Source organism: Cupriavidus sp. 05N38, from assembly GCF_056397345.1.
Genome location: NZ_JBFTNF010000054.1, coordinates 1 through 19,046, shown reverse-complemented (window position 1 = coordinate 19,046; position 19,046 = coordinate 1). Strand labels below are relative to the sequence as shown.

The following is a 19,046-nucleotide window of genomic DNA, read 5'->3' as shown; positions in this document are numbered from 1 at the left end:
GTGCCGACGCGCGCACCACGAAGCCGGAAGCCGCCACTGGGCACGTCCGGGACCAGCCGGGCAGCGCGCGGCACGACAGCAGCATTGATGCCACGTCGGCCTCCCATGCGCGTTTTTCCGTGCATTTGCCGGTATTTGCATGCCATTGGCAGCGGCGCCGGCCGCGGTCCCGAGGATCGCATGGGCCCGCGCGGGGACCATGTTCGGCGTCGCACCGACGCATCGTCCGGGCGGGGGACGCGCTGGCCGCTTCGCCTGCCGGGATGGCGCGGGTTGCCCTCCGGGCGGGAAGCGGGCCTGGGGATCCCGGCGCGGTCCGCGACACCACATTCCAGCGCGGGGTCGATGCCTATCGCACCGATAAACAACATCAAAGGAAAACCTGCGTGCGATATCCCATACTGGTAGCAAAGAGGTTCGCGATACCGTGACAACCTGCCGTTTCCAAGGCGGGTTCTAGCGCCACAGCGAGCCAGGGTGCCGCAGGCGACACAGGCGACCCGGTCGATCCGGCCACGCCAGCGTCAGGCATGCGCACTCATCGACGAACTCCATACCAACAGAGCCACATCATGTCCTTCACCCTCAAGGTCAACCTGGCACACGACATCTTTCCCAACGAACTCGACGCGCGCGTGGCCGACATGCGCCAGCTTGCCCAGGACGTCAGCAAGGAGCTTGCCCGCAGCCAGCAGCGGCGCGAGCGCGAGCGCCGCGAACCCGACCCGAGCGACCCGCATACGCGCCACTAGCTGGGTACCCGCGCGCTGCGTGCCCGTTCCTGCACCGCGCGGCGCAGGGCCGGCAGCACCTCGCCTTCGAGCCCGGACACAGCGGGGCCCTGCGCCCACACTTCGTGGTCCACGACGGCGGCGAAGAACGGCGTGCCATAGGCGTTCTGGATGATCGCGTGGCCGTCGCGCGTCTCGGTGGCAACCCACTTGAGGTGGTCAGGCAGCAGGCCGGCGGTGACGACGGCCTTGCCGCTGCCCAGGCTCAGCTTCACATAGTCGATTTCCCGGAACTCCGGAAACGACTTCGCCATCTTGTCCATGCGCCCGAAGTATTCCGCTTCATAGCCTCGGCATGGCGGGCAACTGGCCTGCCCGAGGTAGAGCAGGGTGATGCGGGATTCGGCGGTGGCGTGGAAGGGCGCTGCCTCGCCTGGTTGCGCGCTGGCACCGGCCATCCGGCCGGCGATCAGGACCGCGGGGGCGGCAATCAGCAGGGTTCGGCGGTCCATGGCTGGCTCCTCCGGGGCACTCGACAAGCAGAGTATCGGCCGCCATGCGCCGCCGCGCATCCCCGGAATGGGGGATGCAGGGATGCGCGCAAGCTGCCGCGCTAGCGGTGGAAGCCGTGGAAGCCGTGGAAGCCGCCCATGCGCCGCCCGCCGCCGCGCGCGCCGAAGCTGGCGCCGGGGTTGCCCGCGCCGCCGCCCCACTGGCGAGCAGTCTGGCCAAAGCGCTGCTGTCCCAGGTCGCGCGCCTGGCGTTGTTGCTCCAGCTGGCCGCCGACGTTGGCATTGGCATCGGGCTGCACCGGCTCCCAGCCGCCCGAGGTGTGCTTTTGCCAGCCGCCGTCCTGGGTGTGCTGGTAGATGTTGCCGTCATGTCCGGCGTAGACGTCGCCGTTGTTCCAGGCCACGCCGTTGCCCTGGCCGCGGTTGACCACGAAGCCCTTGCTGCCGGCTTCGCGCTGGCCGGTCTGGGTATTGCCGGCCACGCCGAACTCGGCCGCGCCGGCGCGCCCGGTCTGCGCGTTGTAGCCGGCCACCTGGCGCCCGCCCGCGTAGTTGCCGGTGTATTCATTGCCGGCGATGCCGCCGCGCCCGGCGCCGGCGCTGCCCGTGGACGGGTTGTAGAACGAGCCCTGGCGCCCGGCCGCGGCATTGCCGCTGTACGGGTTGAAGGCGGCGCCCGCGCTGCCCTGGAAGCGGGCGCCGGTGGCCGGGTTGTAGCCGGCGCCTGCGGTGCCGCGCCATTGCGTGCCGGTCCAGGCGTCCCAGCCCGAGGCATGGGTCACCGTGCCTTGTCCCCAGCGTCCGTAGAAGTTGGCCTGGTTCACGTTGACGTAGTTCCAGTTGTAGCCCCCGCCCCACCAGTACGGTCCCCAGTAGGGTGACGCCGCGCCCCAGAACGCCCCTGCCGCGAAGCCGAAGGCGAAGCCCTCCGCGGCGCCGAGCGCAAAGCCCGCGCCGTAGCCGTAGGTGGGCGGATAGCCGTAGTAGACCGAGCCCACATAGGCCGGATAGACATAGCCCGTGCCGTACACCACGGTGCCGTCGGCGCTGATCACCACACCCATGTAGCCGGGCGTGTAGCCCACTACCACGGTATCGGGCGCGACCGAATAGATGCGGACATAGGTGACGTAATGCAGCGGCGAGCTGGCCGGGATGGTGTAGATCGCGCCGGGCACCTCGGTGGCGACACGCCAGGGGCCGGTCGGGCCGGCGGCGGTGAACCAGACCCCGTTGGCCACTGCGTAGAAGTGCTCTGCGTCGGTCTGGATCACGGGCGTGGCGGCGTTGACGGCGTAGTTCAGCGAGGTGCCCTCGATCGGCGCGAAGCGCGGCGAGCCGTCGAAGCCGACCGTCAGCGTGGCCTTGGCGCGCGCTACCGCCGCTGTCTGCGGAATGGTGGCCGCGATCTGCGCCTCGCGTGCCTGCGGCGTGCCCGGCACGGAAACCAGCACGTTGGCCCTGGGATCCTGGGGCGAGATGCGCGCGAAGTCCGCGGGCAATGCACTGCCCGGCACGAACTGCCACGGCCCGTCGACACCCGGCGCGGCGAACCAGCGCCCCGAGACCAGCACGTAGTAGCGGTTGCTGGCGGGGTCGACGAACACCGCGCGGTCGGTGTTGCTCACGGTCAGCAGGCTGACGCCGGCCACCGGCAACAACTTGGGCGCGCCATCGGTGACGATCAGCTCGGTGGGGCCTGTCGCCACCAGGATGGCGGGCGGGGCGGCGGGACGCCTGCCGTCGGCCGGCAGCATCGGATCGGCCTTGGCGCCGGCCTGGGCCTTGCCAGCGGCGGTGACCAGCGCCTGCGGCGGGCTGGCGATCATCTGCCACGGCCCGCCGAGCGCGGCGGCGCCGTACCAGTAGCCGGCCGCCTGCAGGTAGAGTTGGCCGGCACTGTCGCGCAGCAGCAGGGCGCGGCTGTTGAGGGCATGCTGGTAGCGCGTGCCGCCGGCCTCGCGCCAGGCCGGCTCGCCATCGACCAGCACCAGCAGCGTGGGCACGGGCGCGAAGACGATGCGCGGCGCGTCGTTCTTCACCGCCACGCCGGAGGCCCTGGCGACTTCCTGCGAGGCCGCGTAGCTGGCCTGCAGTTCATCGAGCGGCACCGTGAGCCCGGCCGGCGGCAGGCGCGCCAGCAGCGCCTGCCGCACCTGGCCGGCCGCCTCGGGATTGGTCGGCACGTCGACGCTGTCCACCTGGATCGCGCGCATCTGCACCAGGCCGGATGCCTTGTCGATATCGGCATGCGCGGAGAAGCGCACCACGCCGTAGGTCGGCGTGCCGTTCTTCGCCCCCACCGCCACCGCGGCGCGGCCGGAGAGGCGGTCGCCGTCCCATTGCTCGATCTGCGGCTGGTACATCTCGATATGCTGGCTGGCCGCGTCGAAGTTGCGCGRCCAGGTCAGCGGCGCGGCTGTCCGGGGCGGATTGGCCGCCTGTGCCGGCGGCATGCCCAGCGCCAGGCAGGCGGCAATCAGCAGCAGGCGCAGGCGCGCGGTGGCCGGCGTGGCGGCGGTGGCTGGCATGGTGCGGCTCCTTGTCGGCAAATCCAGCAGGCTGGCCGGCAGCGGGCGATAGTCCCAGCCTGGCCGGGCGCGGCAAGCGCCGCCCGGCCACCCATGRCGCGGGCATTGCCCCTGCCTGGGTCAGACGGCCCGGAGCGCTTCGTCGATCCGGGCGCGCGTGGCGCGCGGTGGCGTGGCGCCTATTCGTTGCTCACCTTGCGCGATTTCCAGCGGCCGTCGCTCTGCTTGCAGAACCAGCCGGTCCAGTTGTCTTCCAGGCCATCGCGCTTGAGCTGGGTGCGCAGCAGGCGGCAGGACTGGCCCTGGTCGGTCTTGGAGCGCAGCGGCGTGAGCGAGCCTTCGATGGCGCGGCGGCCGCTCGTGGCGGGATAGTTCCAGGGCACCACGGCGCCGTCGGCGCCGGTGTTGAGGATCTCGCCCACGCTCTTGGCGAGTGCGGCGGATTCCTTCTGGCTCATCTTGCCGATCACCGTGGCATTGACGAATGTGTCGAAGTAGGCGAGCGCGGGCGCGGCCGGGGCCAGCAGGGCGGCACATGCCAGCGAAGTTCGGAACAACTGGCGCGGTGTCATGGATGCAGTCCTTTTGTCGTGGGTGGTTCGATGGATCGAAGGGCGCGGGACGCGTCCGGATACAGACGGCGCGAAGCCCGCACGCGTGCGGAGTCCCGCGCTCGTCACGTTTTCATCGCGTCCTGCTACCTTATGCCATCCGCATGCCGGTGCGCGCCCGAGTGAAAACTTTCACATCCAGTACAAAAAGCGACATAACCACGCCGAAAGATTTCAGTACCCGGCACGACAGGCGATATGCCATGCTGCTCGCCAGTGCCTGATACGGCGCCGGCCCGATTTGCGTCCGTGCGTCCTGACGAGAGAGCGGCAAATGAGCGCAAGAGAGGCAATGGCGGCGCTGCAGCGCCATGTCGAGGGGGCCATCAAGGGGCAGGGCGAGGTGATCCGCCAGATCGTGATCGGCCTGCTGGCCAACGGCCACCTGCTGCTGGAGAGCGTGCCCGGCCTGGCCAAGACGCGCATGGTCAAGAGCGTGGCGGCCAGCCTGGACGCGCAGATGCGCCGCATCCAGTTCACCCCGGACCTGCTGCCGGCCGATATCACCGGCGCCGACGTGCTCTACCAGGAAGGCGGGCGCAACAGCTTCCGCTTCCAGCCGGGCCCGGTGTTCGGCAACCTCGTGCTGGCCGACGAGATCAACCGCGCCCCGGCCAAGGTGCAGTCCGCCTTGCTCGAAGCCATGGAGGAGCGCCAGGTCTCGGTGGGCGGCACCACGCATCCGATGCCCCCGCTGTTCATGGTGCTGGCCACGCAGAACCCGATCGAGCAGGAGGGCACCTATCCGTTGCCCGAGGCGCAGATGGACCGATTCCTGATGAAGGTGCTGATCACCTATCCTGCCGCCGACGATGAGCGCGAGGTGCTGCGCCTGGTGCGCGCGGAGGAGCGTGGCGAGGGGCCGGCCCCGGCCGATGCGCCCGCGGGCGAGAATCCGCCGCCACGGCGCGTGCCACAGGCCGCGATCTTCGCGGCGCGCGCGGAAATCAGCGCCATTCACGTGGCCGACGCGATCGACCGCTACATCGTCGACCTGGTCAACGCCAGCCGCGCGCCGGCCCGCTATGACGAGGCGCTGGCCAAATGGATCGCGCTGGGCGCCAGCCCGCGCGGCGGCATCGCGCTGGACCGCGCCGCGCGCGCCCATGCCTGGCTCGAAGGACGCGATCATGTCACGCCAGACGATGTGCGCGCGATGGCGCTGCCCACCCTGCGCCACCGGCTGATCCTGTCCTACGACGCCAACGCCGACGGAGTGGATGCCGATGCGGTGGTGCGCAAGCTGGTGCAAAGCGTGGCCGTGCCGGCCTAGCAACGGGGAACCCAGGTGGCCACGGAGGCGGCGCGCACGGCAGCGGAGATCGGCACGGTGTGGGTGGATGTCGCGCACCTGGCGCGGCTCGAGCACGCCGTGTGCGATCTGGGCTTCACCATGCGCCAGCCGCACGCCAGCGTGCTGGCGGGCAAGCACGGCTCGCGCATCCGCGGGCGCGGGCTGAATTTCGAGGAATTGCGCGGCTACCGGCAGGGCGACGATATCCGCCATCTCGACTGGCGCGCCTCGCTGCGCGCCGGGCGCGCGCTGGTGCGCGCCTACACCGAAGAGCGGGACCTGCCGGTGCTGCTGGTGGTGGACCAGCGMATGCCGATGTTCTTCGGCTCGCGGCGCGCCATGAAATCCGTGCTGGCGGCGGAGTTCGCCGCGTTGTGCGCGTGGATGGCACTGCAGGCCGGCGACCGCGTGGGCGCCGTGGTCTTCAACGACAGCGACACCACGCTGGTGCGCCCGCTGCGCAGCCGCGCGCGCGTGCAGGCCGTGCTGGGCGCGGTGGCCGGCATGAACCAGGCGCTGCATGCCGGCAGCACGGCGCGGCCCGTCTATGGCCAGCTCGACCGCGCGCTGGAGCGCGCGCTGCAGGTGGCGGCGCATGACCACCTGGTTTGCGTGGTAAGCGATTTCGCCGGGGCCGGGCAACGCACGCAGGATCTGCTGCGCCAGCTGTCCAGCCACAACAGCGTGATCGCCGCGCTGGTGTTCGACCCGATGTTCCAGGCCGTACCGCACCACACCGGGCGCATGGTGGTGACGGAGGGCGAGTTGCAGGTCGAGCTGGACATGGGCGCCAGGACCGTGCGCGAGCCGATCGAATCCTTCTTCACCGGCCGCCTGCACGAGGTCACCGCGCTGCTCAAGCGCAGTGGCGTGCCGATGATGGCAATCGATACCGAGGGCGAGGCGCTGGCCCAGTTGCGCCACCTGCTGGGACGCCTGGCCCCGCGCGGCAAGGCGCCGCGGCCATGAGCGCACGGCGCGCACGGCCATGGCAGAGCTGATCCGCGCCAGCGTTGCCGGCAGCCCCGGCGCCGCGCCTGCCGATGCCACGCTGTCCGCGCTGCAGGAGATCCCCACGCCCGCGCCGGTCTCATGGTTGCCGCAGACCTGGGGCTGGGCGGTGCTGGCCGCGCTCCTGCTGACGGTGCTGGCGCTGCTGGCGTGGCGCGTGTACCGTCGCCGCCAGGCCAGTCGCTACCGGCGCGAAGCGCTGGCCGAGCTGGCGCGGATCGAAGCCATGCTGGCCGACGAGCACAGCCGCGCCGGCGCGCTGGCGGCGCTGCCGGCGCTGGTCAAGCGCGTGGTGCTGGCGTTCGCGCCGCGCGCGCAGGTGGCCAGCCTGTCGGCACAGGCGTGGCTGGCGTACCTGGACGGCACCTGGCGCGCGGGCAGCTTCACCAGCGGGCCGGGGCGCCTGCTGCCGGAACTGGCCTACGGCAGCCAGCCGCCCGCGGCCGCCGAGGTGACGGCGCTGGTGGCGCTGCTGCGCGACTGGATCGGACAGCATCATGCTCGCCTTTGAACATCCCTGGGCGGCCTTGCTGCTGCCGTTGCCGCTGCTGGTCTGGCTGTTGCTGCCGGCGTACCGGGAGACCATGCCCGCGGTGCGCGTGCCGTTCTTCGAGGAAATGGCCGAGCGCAGCGGCCAGCGTCCCGCCCACGGCGCGGTGGTGATGCGCGGCAACTGGGCCCGGCGGCTGCTGGCGCCGCTGTGCTGGGTGCTGCTGGTGGCCGCGCTGGCCAGGCCGGTGTGGGTGGATCCGCCCATCGAGCGCGACGAGCCCGCGCGCGACCTGATGCTCGCCATCGATCTCTCGCAGTCGATGGAGGCACGCGATTTTACCGGGGCGGACGGCCGCGCCGTGGACCGCCTCACCGCCGTCAAGCAGGTGGTGCGCGGGTTTATCGCGCGCCGCAAGCAGGACCGCATCGGCCTGGTGGTGTTCGGCGTCGCCGCCTTCCCGCAGGCGCCGCTGACGATGGACCATGACAGCGTGCTGGCCTTGCTCGATGAAACGCAGATCGGCATGGCCGGCCCGCAGACCGCCATCGGCGACGCCATCGGCGTGGCGGTGCGCATGACCGAGGCGTCGCCGGCGCAGGAAAAGGTGCTGATCCTGCTGACCGACGGCAACGACACCGCCAGCAAGGTGCCGCCGGCGCAGGCCRCGCAGGTGGCCAGGGACCGTGGCCTGGTGATCCATACCATCGGTATCGGCGACCTCAATGCCAGCGGCGAGAACAAGGTGGACCTGGCTGCGCTGCAGGCCATCTCGGCGCGCACCGGCGGGCAGAGCTTCCGTGGCGAGGACCTGGCCGGCCTGGAGGCGATCTACGCTACGCTGGACCGCATCACGCCGGTCAAGGTCAGGCGCCAGTCGCACCAGCCCAAGCGCGACCTTTTCTGCTACCCGCTGGGCGCGGTCGGCATCTTGCTGCTGCTGTACCACGCGGTCATGCTGCTGCTGACTGCCGCGCGGCGGCCGCGCGGCCAGCCGCCGCCGGAGCCGGGCGCGGCCGCAACACGCGCAGGGGGGCGCTGATGGACCTGTCGGCCTTTCACTTCCTGCGCCCGCCGTGGCTGCTGCTGGTGCCCGCGGCCGCGCTCATCGCCTTCGCCTGGCACCGGCTCTCGGACCCGCGCCGCCGCTGGCAAGGCGTGATCGCCCCGCATCTGCTGGCGCGGCTGATCGTGGACAGCGGCGGCGGCCCGCGCCTGCGGCCGGTGCATGGCGCCTGCGCGGCGCTGGCGCTGATCGGCATTGCCGCGGCCGGGCCGGCCTGGGAGCGCGAGCCACCGCCGTTTGCCGAGGACAAGGCGCCGATGGTGATCGCCATCGACCTCTCGCGCAGCATGGACGCGGTGGACGTGGCGCCCACCCGGCTGGAGCGCGCCAAGCAGAAGGTGCGCGACCTGATGGTGCTGCGCGCCGGCTCGCGCACCGGCCTGGTCGTGTATGCCGGCAGCGCGCACATGGTGGTGCCGCCCACCGACGATCCGGTCTTCATGGCGCTGTTCCTGGACGCGCTCGACACCGGCATGGTGCCCGGCGCGGGCAAGAACGCGGCGGCGGCGCTGACGCTGGCGGATGGCCTGCTCAGGCGCGAGTCGGCCGCCGGTACCGTGCTCCTGATCACCGACGGATTCGAGCGCGCGCAGATTCCAGCCTTCGCCGCGCAGGCGCGGGCGGGCCAGATCCAGGTGCTGGCGCTGGCGGCCGGCACCGAGGGCGGCGGGCCCATCCGCACCCCCGATGGCCGCGTGGCCACCGACCCGCAGGGCAGGCCGCTGCGGGGCACGCTGGACCTTGCCGCACTCAAGGCACTGTCTGCCGATGCGGATATTCCGCTGGCCAGCCTGACGCTGGACGACGACGACATACGCTGGGTGCAGCGCCGCGCCGTGCGCAATATGGAAGCCGCGCAGGAGAAGAACGCGCAAGTGCGCTGGAAGGAAGCCGGCTATCTCATCACCGTGCCCATCGTCGTGCTGGGTGCATTGTGGTTCCGCCGCGGCTGGGTGGTACGCTGGCTGCCGCTGTGGCTTGCGACGCTCGCGGGCCTGCTGGCGCAGGCGCCGCGTCCGGCAATGGCCGCGGATTCCCGCCCGGCCGGCGCCACCACCAGCGCCACCACCAGCGCCACCACCAGCGCCATCGCCAGCGCCTTCTTCACGCCGGACCAGCAGGGCCGCCGGCGCTTCGAGCGCGGCGACTTCGCCGGCGCCGCCGCCCGTTTCCAGGACCCCATGTGGCGCGGCTGGGCCAGCTACCGCGCGGGCGACTATGCGGCAGCGCTGACCGCCTTCGCGAGCCTGGACACGCCGGACGCTTTCTTCATGATGGGCAATTGCTACGCGCGCCTGCGCGACTACCCGCGCGCGCTTGCCGCCTACGACAACGCGCTGGCGGCTCGCCCCGGCTTCGCGCAGGCCGTGGCCAACCGCGCGCTGGTGGCGGCGCTGATCGCCCGGGAGAAGAACGACAAGGATGACCAGGAACAGGCGCCCGACCTGCCGCCGGACAAGGTCGAGTTCGAGAACAAGGAGCAGGGCGGCAAGAAGGGCAAGCTGGACATGAGCCGGCTGCAGCAACAGAACGCGGAGCTGTGGATGCGCAACCTGCAGGTATCGCCGGCGGATTTCCTGCGGCAGAAGTTCCAGATCGAAGCGCGGCAGCCGGCGCCCGTGCCGCCGGCGGCGGCCCCGGCGTCCGGCGCGCGCGGAGCGGCGCCATGAGCCGCCGCGCGCTGCTGGCCGCCGTGCTGGTGCTGGCTTGCCTGCTGGCGATGTTGCCCGCGCTGGCCGCGCCCGGCGACGGGCCGGCAAGCATGGCGCGCGCCCACCTGGAACCGCCCGGACCGGTCGCGGCCGGACAGCCCGTGCGGCTGGTGGTGGATGCGCTGACCACCAACTGGTTCACGCAGGCGCCGGTCTTTCCCGCGCTGGATATCCCGGGCGCCATCGTCAGCCCGCCGGGAGACGATGCCAGCAACCTGAGCGAGGACATCGGCGGGCAGCGCTGGTTCGGCGTGTCGCGCAGCTACATCATCACGCCGCAGTCCGGCGGCGACCTCGCCATTCCGCCGCTGGAGCTGACCCTGCAGGTGGGCGAGGCCGCCGGCCCGGTCAAGGTCAGGACGCCGCCGCTGACCCTGGCGATCAAGGCAGTGCCGCGCCCGCCCGGCGCCGGGAATGCCATCGGCACCGTGCGCCTCGAGGTGCGCCAGACGCTGGACCGTGACCTGCGGGCGCTAAAGCAGGGCGACGCCTTCACCCGCACCATCGAGATCAGCGCGGACGGCGTGCAGGCCATGCTGCTGCCACCCACCGTGTTCGCGCCGGTGAGCGGGCTGGCGGTCTATCCCAAGGCGCCGCGCGTGGAAGACATCAGCCGCGAGCGCCAGGGATTCCTCGGCGGCCATCGCATCGATGCGGCCACCTACGTCGTGCAGCGCCCCGGGCGCTACACGCTGCCGGGCGTCAGCGTGCAATGGTGGGACGTGCGCGCGGGCCGCTTGCGCACTGCCAGCGTGCCGCCGCTGCATTTCAGCGCGGCGGCGGGCGGGGGCTACCAGCCGGCCGTCGCCATCCCGGGCGAGTCCCCGGCGGCGCTGGGTGGCGGCACCTCCCGCTTCGCTGTCCGGCAGGTGGCGGGGGCCATCGTCGCGGTTGCGTTGCTCGCGTTTGCGGCATGGCTGCTGCTGCCACGCCTGCGCCTGCTGTGGGCGCGCGCGCGGGCATCGCGGCGACGGCGGCTGCTCGCCCGGGACGGGTCGGAGCGGGCTGCCTTCATGCGGCTGCGGCGCGCCTTGCGGGGCAGCGGGCAGGGAGCGCCCGGCGCGCTCTACGCCTGGCTGGACCGGCTGGCAGCGAAGCGGGGCAGTGGACTGGCTGGTCCGGCCACGCTGGCCGATGCCGGGCGTGCTGCCGCGCGTGGGCCTTTCACGGAGGCGGGCCAGGCGTGGCTTGCGAGCAACTATGGTGGCGCGCAAGCCGTGGCGGCGGGCCCGGCCGTCGATGCGGCACTCGACCGGTCCCTGGATGAGGCCCGGCACGTGCTCGCCGCGCAGCCGCCGGCGCGGCGCGGCCATGCGCGGGAACTGCCACCGCTCAACCCCGGCGGCGAGCAAGCGGCTAGCAGGCAGCAAGCAGGCAGCAAGCAGGCAGTTAGCAGGCAGCTAGCAGGCGCTAGCAGGCAGCTAGCAGGCGGGGCATGAGCGGAACAGAGGCCGGCCAGGGGCGGTGGGATATGTCCTTGCCGAAAATCTTTGCCACCGGCCGGGAAAACATTCAGTTCAGGCCAGGTGCGATCCCCCGCAGAATACTTCGCACGCCCGCGCGGCGCCCGGCGTTGCCGGCGCCACGGCATCCCCGCCCACGGTCCGAGGTGAACCCAATATGCGCCCCACGCTGACCAAGCAATTCGCCATCGCCTTGCCGCTCCTGCTGGGCGCGGCGCACGCGCAAGCCACCGAAGGCGCGCTCGGGCGGCCCGTCACGGGCACCAGCGTCACGCCCAATGCGGGCATCGTGGCGCCGGAGCCCATCCTCGCCGTCAATCTCGGCGAGATCTACCTGAACGGTTCCATCGGCGGCGGCCGGGAAGTGCCGATCGGTGGCCAGACCACGCTCGGCGTGGATGGCAAGGTGGCCTTCACCCTGGCTACCATCATGAAGGTGTGGGACACCAAGACCGGCGCGTGGAATTTCGCTTCCAGCTTCACGCTGCCCTATGTCTGGACCCAGGTGAACGCCACCGTGGCGGTGGGCCGCCTGCAGGGCGGCAGGCAGGACACGGCATCCAACCTGTTCGACATCGCTTTCACGCCGGTCATCGCCGGCTACCACTTCTCCAAGACCGAGCACATCGCCTTGAGCTTCAATATCTGGGCTCCCACCGGAAAGTACGACGCCAGCTCCCTGGCCAATCCCAGCCTCAACAACTGGACGTTCATCCCGCAAGTGGCGTACACCCGGATCCTGCCGCAGTACGCAATGCAGATCAACGTGGTGGCGGGCCTGCAGTTCTACACGCGCAACAGCGCAACGGACTACCAGAACGCGCCGCTGTTTACGCTCGACACGATGCTGACCAGGCAGTTCGGCCATGGCTTCGGGGCCGGCCTGATCATCGGCACCACCCAGCAGCTTGGCAACGATACCGGGCCCACCGCCGACCGGCTCAATGGCTTTCGCGGACACGACTGGGCGATCGGGCCGATCGTGACCTACGACAGCAAGATCGGCGCGAAGAGCATGCTCTCGCTCGGCCTGCGCTGGGTGCCGACGGTATCGAGCCAGAACCGGCTGAGCAGTACCAGTACCTTCATGGGAACCGCGACTGTCGTGTTCTGACGAAAAAGGGCTTGGCCAGCCCCCTTCGCGCGTTCCCTGCGGATCAGGCGAATTCGATTTTTTCGCTACCCGAATGGGTGATGGCATTGGGCCGGTTTTGCCGCCGGGTGGCACCGCCATCGCGCCGCCTGTCTGCCGCGCAGCACTTTCCCCTCTTTTGTGCGCTGCCATGTGCTGCCGCGCTCTCTCGCCTACGAAAACTTTCACTACGGGACACGCTGCCAGCACCTACAAATTAAGAAGCTAATTTTGCTTAGCTAAGTCGCAAATCGGTAAGCCGGAGACGCAGGGGCGAAGGCGTCCGCGAGAACGCAGCCCCGGCCTTCATTCTGATAATGGCAACGAAGGTAAGCCCTGCAATTGCCAAACCAAAGGGGCGGCGGTGGCGATTGGAATGCGAAACACGACGGATGCCCTGACCACGTCAGGCCGAAGGACCAAGGGCGCGAGCCGGCCGCCCGCCGTGGCCCAGTTGCGCGACAGCAGGGCCGCGCCGATGCCGCGCGGCCACACGCGCTACCTGCGCACCTTTGTCGACCTGGCCGAGCGCGGCACGGTGCACGCCGTGGCCCAGGCCAACGGCATCCAGTCCTCCTCGGTGCTGTACCACCTGCAGGCGCTCGAAGACCGCCTTGGCGCGCTGTTCATACCAGGCGCGGAGAAGGGCGCGCTGGTGCCGACCGCCAGGGCGCTGGAGATCCTGCCCAAGGTGCGGCGCATGCTCGGCATTCTCGACGATGCGTGCTCCGGCCGCGCGCCGCCGCTTGCCGACTGCGTCGGGCTGGCGCGCGTGCGCCTGGCGGGGCCGATCGATCTCGCCGCGGAGCTGGTGGTCAAGGTGGTCAGGACCACGGTGCCGGTCAGCCGGCTCAGCTTGTCGCATGCCAGGCAAGGCCAGGCGGAGCCCGGCGGCGACCTGGAGATCGTGGTGTCGCTGGGCGAGACCCGCCTGGAGGGCAGGGGCTGCACGGTGGCCAGGATGCAAAGCTCGCTGATTCCGGTGTTCTGCCGCTCGCATGCCGGCCCTCGCTGTGCGGCTGGCGGGGCCGCGCCATGCCTGATCCCGGAAGCGCTACTCGGCCTCTCCGGCCAGATCGACAACTGGATCCACACGGTCAGCGCGCTGGGCGCAGCGCGGGTTTCATCGCTCTCGATGGAGGCGCTGCTCGATCTCGCGCAGGCCAGGCCGGCGGCCATCCTGCTGCCTGCACCGGGACTGGAAAGCGCGCTGCAGGCACGGGATTTCGCCGTGCTGCCCACGTCCGGCCTGTTCGGCCAGCCGCCGCCGGTGGAGCTGTGCATCGCTGCCATCGCGCACGATCCGGCCTTGCGCCGCACCGCGCACAGGGTACGCGCGCAGTTGCAGCGCAGCCTGGCGGCGGCGCTGCCCAATGCCCGCTACGACACGGAAGCCGCGGTGCCGGCATGAGGCTGGCCGATGCCGTACCGCGACGATGAAATCATTCAGATCGAAGGCGCAAAGAATTGATTTCCGTTTTGCCGTGCGATTTGCGAGCATGGCTGCGCAGTTGTGAGGATATCTTTGCATTGCCTACGGCAGGAGGCGGGATGGGACGGAGCCGGAACAGCAAACGGCGCAACGAGGCGATGGCCGGGGCCAGCACGGCAAACGCGGCCATGGCGCCGGCGGCGGCACTGCCGGCCAGCGCGGCGCTGCGGCGCCGCAGCGTTCTGCTCGGCGGCGCGTTGCTGTGCGTGGCGGTGGCGGCAGGCGGCGCATTTTCTTACTGGCGGGGCGGCACGGACGCGGCCCGGCCAGTCGGTGTGCAAGCCGGCGACGGCGTCCACGGCCCGGCCGGCATGGTGCATGTGCCCGGCGGGGAGTTCCTGATGGGCAGCGACCACAAGCTGGCGCAGCCCAACGAGCGGCCCGCGCACAAGGTGCGCGTGCACGGTTTCTGGATGGACCAGCACCACGTCACCAATGCCGAATTCCGCAAGTTCGTGCAGGCTACCGGCTACGTCACCACCGCGGAGAAGCCGCCCGACTGGGAAACCCTGAGGGTCCAGCTGCCGCCTGGCACGCCGCGGCCGCCGGACAGCGCAATGGTGGCGGGTGGCATGGTGTTCGTCGGTACCGCCGGCCCGGTGCCGCTGCAGGATTACTCGCGCTGGTGGCGCTACGTGCCCGGCGCCGACTGGCGCCATCCCGGCGGCCCCGACAGCAGTATCGCGGGCAAGGACGATCACCCCGTCGTGCAGGTCTCCTACGAAGATGCGCAGGCTTATGCGAAGTGGGCCGGCAAGCGGCTGCCCACCGAGGCCGAATGGGAGTTCGCCGCGCGCGGCGGCCTGGAGCAGGCCACCTACGGCTGGGGAGACCAGTTCGCGCCCGACGGCAAGCAGATGGCCAATGTCTGGCAGGGCCAGCAGGCGCAGCCATTCCCGGTGGTCAGCGCCAAGGCGGGCGGCGCGCTCGGCACCAGCGCGGCCGGCACCTTCCCGCCCAACGGCTATGGCTTGTCCGACATGACCGGCAACGCCTGGCAATGGGTGGCCGACTGGTATCGCGCCGACCAGTTCGAGCGCGAGGCCGTGGCCAGGCGCACCATCGATTCTCCGGCGGGTCCCGCGCAGTCGTGGGACCCGGCCGACCCTGGCGTGCCGGTGACGGCGCCCAAGCGGGTCACGCGCGGCGGCTCCTTCCTCTGCAATGAAGACTATTGCCTGAGCTACCGGCCCAGCGCCCGGCGCGGCACCGATCCGTACAACAGCATGTCGCACCTGGGTTTCCGGCTGGTCATGGACGACGCCAAATGGGAGGCCCTGCGCGAGCAGGGGCAAGCGGCGCTGGCGCAGGCCACGGCGGGCCAGCCTGCCGCGCGCCACTGAGGGAGGAGCCGGCCATGCCGCGTTTCACGTTGTTGTCCTGCCACGCGCGCCGATGCCAGGCCGCCGGGCTCGCGGCCGTCGCGCTGGCGGCGGCGCTGGCAGGCTGCGCGGGGCCGCCAGCGGACAGCGGTGGCGGGGCGGCGCCGGTGCGGGCGGCGCAGGCAAGTACCGCCGCTGTCTTGCCATCGTGGCGCGACGGCGCCGCGCGGCAGGCCATCCTCGCCTTCGTGGCCGATGTCACGCGCGCCGGCGCGCCCACCTTCGTGCCGCCGGCGGAGCGCGTCGCGGTGTTCGACAACGACGGCACGCTGTGGAGCGAGCAGCCGCTGTACTTCCAGTTCCTGTTCCTGCTCGACCAGGTCAAGGCCGCCGCGCCGAGCCATCCGGAGTGGAAGAACAATGCCGCCCTCAAGGCCCTGATGGCCAACGACATGGCCGCGCTGCACGCCCAGGAGAAACAGCTGCTGCCACTGGTCATGGCGGCCAATAGCGGCATGACGGTGGACGAGTACGACAAGGCGATCCGCGCATGGCTGGACAAGTCGCGCCATCCCAGGCTCAACCGCCCGTTCACCGAACTGGTCTACCAGCCGCAGCTGGAGCTGCTGKCCTACYTGCGCGCCAACGGCTTCAAGACCTACATCGTYTCSGGCGGCACSATCGASTTCATGCGGCCRTGGTCGGAGCAGGTCTATGGCATCCCGCCCGAGCAGGTGATCGGCTCCACCGCATCGATCAAGTACGAAGTGCGCAACGGCCAGCCGGTGCTGGTGCGCGAGCCCAAGCTGGCCTTCGTCGACGACGGGCCGGGCAAGCCGGTCGGCATCTACCTGCGCATCGGCCGCAGGCCCATCCTGGCGGTGGGCAACTCTGACGGCGACCTGCAGATGCTGGAATACACCACCGGCGGCGCCGGCCGGCGCCTGGCGCTGCTGGTGCATCACGACGATGCCGAGCGCGAGTTCGCCTATGACCGCCAGTCGGCGGTGGGCAAGCTCGACAAGGCCTGGGACGCGGCCACCGCGCGCGGCTGGACCGTGATCAGCATGAAGCAGGACTGGCAGCAGATCTACCCGCCACCCAAGTAGCACCGCGCGGCGCAGTCGCGCTCAGCAATCCCTTTGTTGCACATGTCCGTTCGTGCCGAACGCGGACGGACTCGTCTTGATTTCGTCGGGAGCCTTGCCATGAACTTTTCGTTGGGGAAATTGCATCGGAGCCGCGGGACGGCGCTGGCGCTGGCCGGCATCGGCGGCCTGGCCGCCGCGGCGACCGCCGTCTTCTTCCTGTCCGCGCCGCCTGACGCGCAAGCGCAGGGCGCGGCCAAGCCCGCGCCGGCGCCAGCCGCCACCGCCGCCAAGCCGCCACCCGCTCCGGCACAGGGTACGGGCAAGAAGCCCAATATCCTGGTGATCTTCGGCGACGATATCGGGCAGACCAATATCAGTGCCTACAGCTTGGGCGTGGTGGGCTACAAGACGCCCAATATCGACCGCATCGCCCGCGAGGGCATGATATTTACCGACTACTACGCAGAGAACAGCTGCACGGCCGGGCGCTCGTCGTTCATCACCGGACAGACGCCGTTGCGTACCGGGCTCTCGAAGGTCGGCGCGCCGGGCGCGCCGGTGGGCCTGCAGAAGGGCGACATCACCATTGCCGAAGCGCTCAAGCCATTGGGTTATGCCACCGGCCAGTTCGGCAAGAACCACCTTGGCGACAAGGATGAATACCTGCCCACCAAGCACGGTTTCGACGAGTTCTTCGGCAACCTGTACCATCTCAACGCCGAGGAAGAACCCCAGCGCGACTACTGGCCCAAGGACAAGAACGACCCGTTCGTGAAGAACTTCTCGCCGCGCGGCGTGATCCACAGCACCGCCGACGGCAAGGTGGAAGACACCGGCCCGCTGACCACCAAGCGCATGGAGACCGTCGACGACGAGACCACGGCCGCCGCGCAGAACTTCATCACCAAGCAGGCCCAGGCCAACAAGCCGTTCTTCGTGTGGATGAACACTACGCGCATGCACGTCTACACGCACGTGCGCCCGTCGATGCGCGGGCAGAGCGGCATGCCCGGCAACGAGTACGCGGATGGCATGATCGAGCACGACGGCGACGTAGGCAAGCTGCTCAAGACGCTGGACGACCTGAAGATCGCCGACAACACCATCGTCATCTACACCACCGATAACGGCCCCAACCAGTTCTCCTGGCCGGACGCCGCCACCACGCCGTTCCGCAGCGAGAAGGACACCAACTGGGAAGGCGCGTTCCGGGTGCCGGCCATGGTCCGATGGCCGGGCAAGATCAAGCCTGGCACCGTGACCAGCGAGATGTTCTCGGGGCTGGACTGGTTCCCCACGCTGCTGGCGGCGGCCGGCGACGCCGGTGTCAAGGACAAGCTGCTCAAGGGGGCCGGCTTCGGCGGCAAGAACTTCAAGGTCCACCTGGACGGCTATAACCAGTTGCCGCTGCTGACCGGGCAATCCCCGAAAAGCGCGCGCGACGAGTTCTACTACTTCAACGACGACGGCGAACTGGTGGCGATGCGCTTCGGCGACTGGAAGGCGGTCTTCTGCGAGCAGACCTCGCCCGGGGGATTCGCCGTGTGGCGGAATCCGTTCACCTGCCTGCGTGTCCCGAAGATGTTCAATCTGCGCATGGATCCCTACGAGCGGGCCGACATCGTGTCCGACCAGTACGATGACTGGCTGGCCAAGAACGCGTACCTGACCGAAATCGCGACCATGAAGGCCACCATGTTCCTGCAGACCTTCGTCGACTATCCGCCCAGCCAGCGGCCGGCGAGCTTCAGCATCGACCAGGTGCGCAAGCAGGTGGACAGGAAGATCGACGAGGCCTTCAAGAAGCGAGGGCAGCAGTAGCGGGGGGCGAAGGCCCGATGCACTAGCCTCGCCCGGCCGCGTTTTCCAGGGTGGCAAGCAATGCTGGATTCCCACGTGGCGCGGATCGACAAAAAGCCTGGCAGACGGGGCGGGACGGCGCGCCGCCCGGCCGTGGCCAGGCCGGACCTGGCGCCCCCGCGAGACATGGCGACGCTGGGGTGGGCCTGGCCGGCGCTGCTGTTGCTGGCCTCGGGCGCGGCCGGGCTGGTGTTCCAGGTGCTGTGGATCAAGCAGCTCACCCTGGTGGTGGGCGTGGAGGTGCACGCGGTCACCATCGCGGTCAGCGCCTTCTTCGGCGGACTGGCCCTCGGCGGCTGGCTGTTCGGGCGCGCGGCGGACCGCAGCGCCTGTCCCTTGCGGCTGTACGCGCGGCTTGAACTGGCCGTGCTGGTGCTGGCGCTGGCCTGCACCGTGGGCTTGTCCATGGCGGCGATGCCGTTTGCCTGGCTGCAGGACCGCGCCGGCGTGCTGGCGTGGGCCTTGCCGATCCTGCTGGCGGGCCTGCCGGCGGTAGCGATGGGCGGGACGCTGCCGGTGCTGATGCGCGCGCTCGCGCCGGCGCCGGACGGCGTGGGCCGCAGTGGCGGGCGCCTGTACGCGGCCAATACCGCCGGCGCCATCGCCGGCACCTTGCTGGCGGGCTTTGCGCTGGTGCCGTGGCTGGGCGTGCTCGGCAGCGCCTGCGCGGCGGCGGCGCTCAACGGCGTGGCCGGCTGCGCGGCGCTGGTGCTGGCGCGGCGCTACCG

The 19,046-nt window shown here is 70.4% G+C and carries 16 protein-coding genes; 13 read left to right on the top strand and 3 right to left on the bottom strand.

Annotated features, from left to right (window positions below; genetic code table 11):
* Window positions 1-572: 572 nt before the first annotated feature.
* Window positions 573-752, top strand: a complete 180-nt coding sequence (locus AC1DK4_RS30060; protein ID WP_441619239.1) for a hypothetical protein — start codon at window positions 573-575, stop codon at window positions 750-752.
* Here AC1DK4_RS30060 and AC1DK4_RS30055 read toward each other — a convergent pair.
* From AC1DK4_RS30055 to AC1DK4_RS30045, 3 genes are all read right to left on the bottom strand, one after another.
* The gene (locus AC1DK4_RS30055; protein WP_441619241.1) at window positions 749-1,243 is read right to left on the bottom strand and encodes a hypothetical protein; all 495 of its coding nucleotides are present in this window, start codon (window positions 1,241-1,243) and stop codon (window positions 749-751) included. The two genes, AC1DK4_RS30060 and AC1DK4_RS30055, sit on opposite strands and share 4 nt — an antisense overlap.
* Window positions 1,244-1,344: 101 nt before the next feature.
* A complete protein-coding gene (locus tag AC1DK4_RS30050; RefSeq protein WP_477131964.1) occupies window positions 1,345-3,774 on the bottom strand; it encodes a carbohydrate-binding family V/XII in 2,430 nt (809 codons plus the stop codon).
* A gap of 179 nt (window positions 3,775-3,953) precedes the next feature.
* Window positions 3,954-4,346, bottom strand: coding sequence for an RT0821/Lpp0805 family surface protein (locus tag AC1DK4_RS30045; protein WP_441619245.1), 393 nt, complete (start codon window positions 4,344-4,346; stop codon window positions 3,954-3,956).
* A gap of 313 nt (window positions 4,347-4,659) precedes the next feature.
* On the opposite strand from AC1DK4_RS30045, the gene AC1DK4_RS30040 reads away from it, so the two are divergent.
* From AC1DK4_RS30040 to AC1DK4_RS29985, 12 genes are all read left to right on the top strand, one after another.
* Entirely contained in the window at window positions 4,660-5,658 is a 999-nt protein-coding gene (locus AC1DK4_RS30040) for an AAA family ATPase (RefSeq protein WP_441619247.1), read from the top strand.
* A 48-nt stretch (window positions 5,659-5,706) separates the two neighbouring features.
* Window positions 5,707-6,648 carry a DUF58 domain-containing protein gene (locus AC1DK4_RS30035; protein ID WP_477116197.1) on the top strand — a complete coding sequence of 314 codons (942 nt, stop codon included), beginning with the start codon at window positions 5,707-5,709 and terminating at the stop codon, window positions 6,646-6,648.
* A 19-nt stretch (window positions 6,649-6,667) separates the two neighbouring features.
* Window positions 6,668-7,201, top strand: coding sequence for a DUF4381 domain-containing protein (locus AC1DK4_RS30030; RefSeq protein ID WP_441619249.1), 534 nt, complete (start codon window positions 6,668-6,670; stop codon window positions 7,199-7,201).
* Complete coding sequence (locus AC1DK4_RS30025; RefSeq protein ID WP_477131963.1) at window positions 7,188-8,222, top strand: vWA domain-containing protein; 1,035 nt, start codon at window positions 7,188-7,190, stop codon at window positions 8,220-8,222. The genes AC1DK4_RS30030 and AC1DK4_RS30025 overlap by 14 nt, the downstream gene beginning before the upstream one ends.
* Window positions 8,222-9,916 (top strand): vWA domain-containing protein, encoded by a 1,695-nt coding sequence (locus tag AC1DK4_RS30020; protein ID WP_441619253.1) that lies wholly within the window; start codon window positions 8,222-8,224, stop codon window positions 9,914-9,916. Before AC1DK4_RS30025 ends, AC1DK4_RS30020 begins: the two co-directional genes overlap by 1 nt.
* Entirely contained in the window at window positions 9,913-11,397 is a 1,485-nt protein-coding gene (locus tag AC1DK4_RS30015; protein ID WP_441619255.1) for a hypothetical protein, read from the top strand. The genes AC1DK4_RS30020 and AC1DK4_RS30015 overlap by 4 nt, the downstream gene beginning before the upstream one ends.
* 181 nt (window positions 11,398-11,578) lie before the next feature.
* Window positions 11,579-12,535, top strand: a complete 957-nt coding sequence (locus AC1DK4_RS30010; RefSeq protein ID WP_441619257.1) for a SphA family protein — start codon at window positions 11,579-11,581, stop codon at window positions 12,533-12,535.
* Window positions 12,536-12,929: 394 nt separating this feature from the next.
* Window positions 12,930-13,964 carry a LysR family transcriptional regulator gene (locus AC1DK4_RS30005; RefSeq protein ID WP_441619259.1) on the top strand — a complete coding sequence of 345 codons (1,035 nt, stop codon included), beginning with the start codon at window positions 12,930-12,932 and terminating at the stop codon, window positions 13,962-13,964.
* 140 nt (window positions 13,965-14,104) lie between these two features.
* Window positions 14,105-15,388 carry a formylglycine-generating enzyme family protein gene (locus tag AC1DK4_RS30000; protein ID WP_441619261.1) on the top strand — a complete coding sequence of 428 codons (1,284 nt, stop codon included), beginning with the start codon at window positions 14,105-14,107 and terminating at the stop codon, window positions 15,386-15,388.
* Window positions 15,389-15,402: 14 nt separating this feature from the next.
* On the top strand, window positions 15,403-16,476 hold the full coding sequence (locus AC1DK4_RS29995; protein ID WP_477131962.1) for an HAD family hydrolase: 1,074 nt from the start codon (window positions 15,403-15,405) through the stop codon (window positions 16,474-16,476).
* Between the two features lie 99 nt (window positions 16,477-16,575).
* A complete protein-coding gene (locus tag AC1DK4_RS29990; protein ID WP_441619264.1) occupies window positions 16,576-18,279 on the top strand; it encodes an arylsulfatase in 1,704 nt (567 codons plus the stop codon).
* Between the two features lie 60 nt (window positions 18,280-18,339).
* A partial coding sequence (locus tag AC1DK4_RS29985) for a fused MFS/spermidine synthase (RefSeq protein WP_477131961.1) occupies window positions 18,340-19,046 on the top strand: 707 nt, incomplete at its 3' end.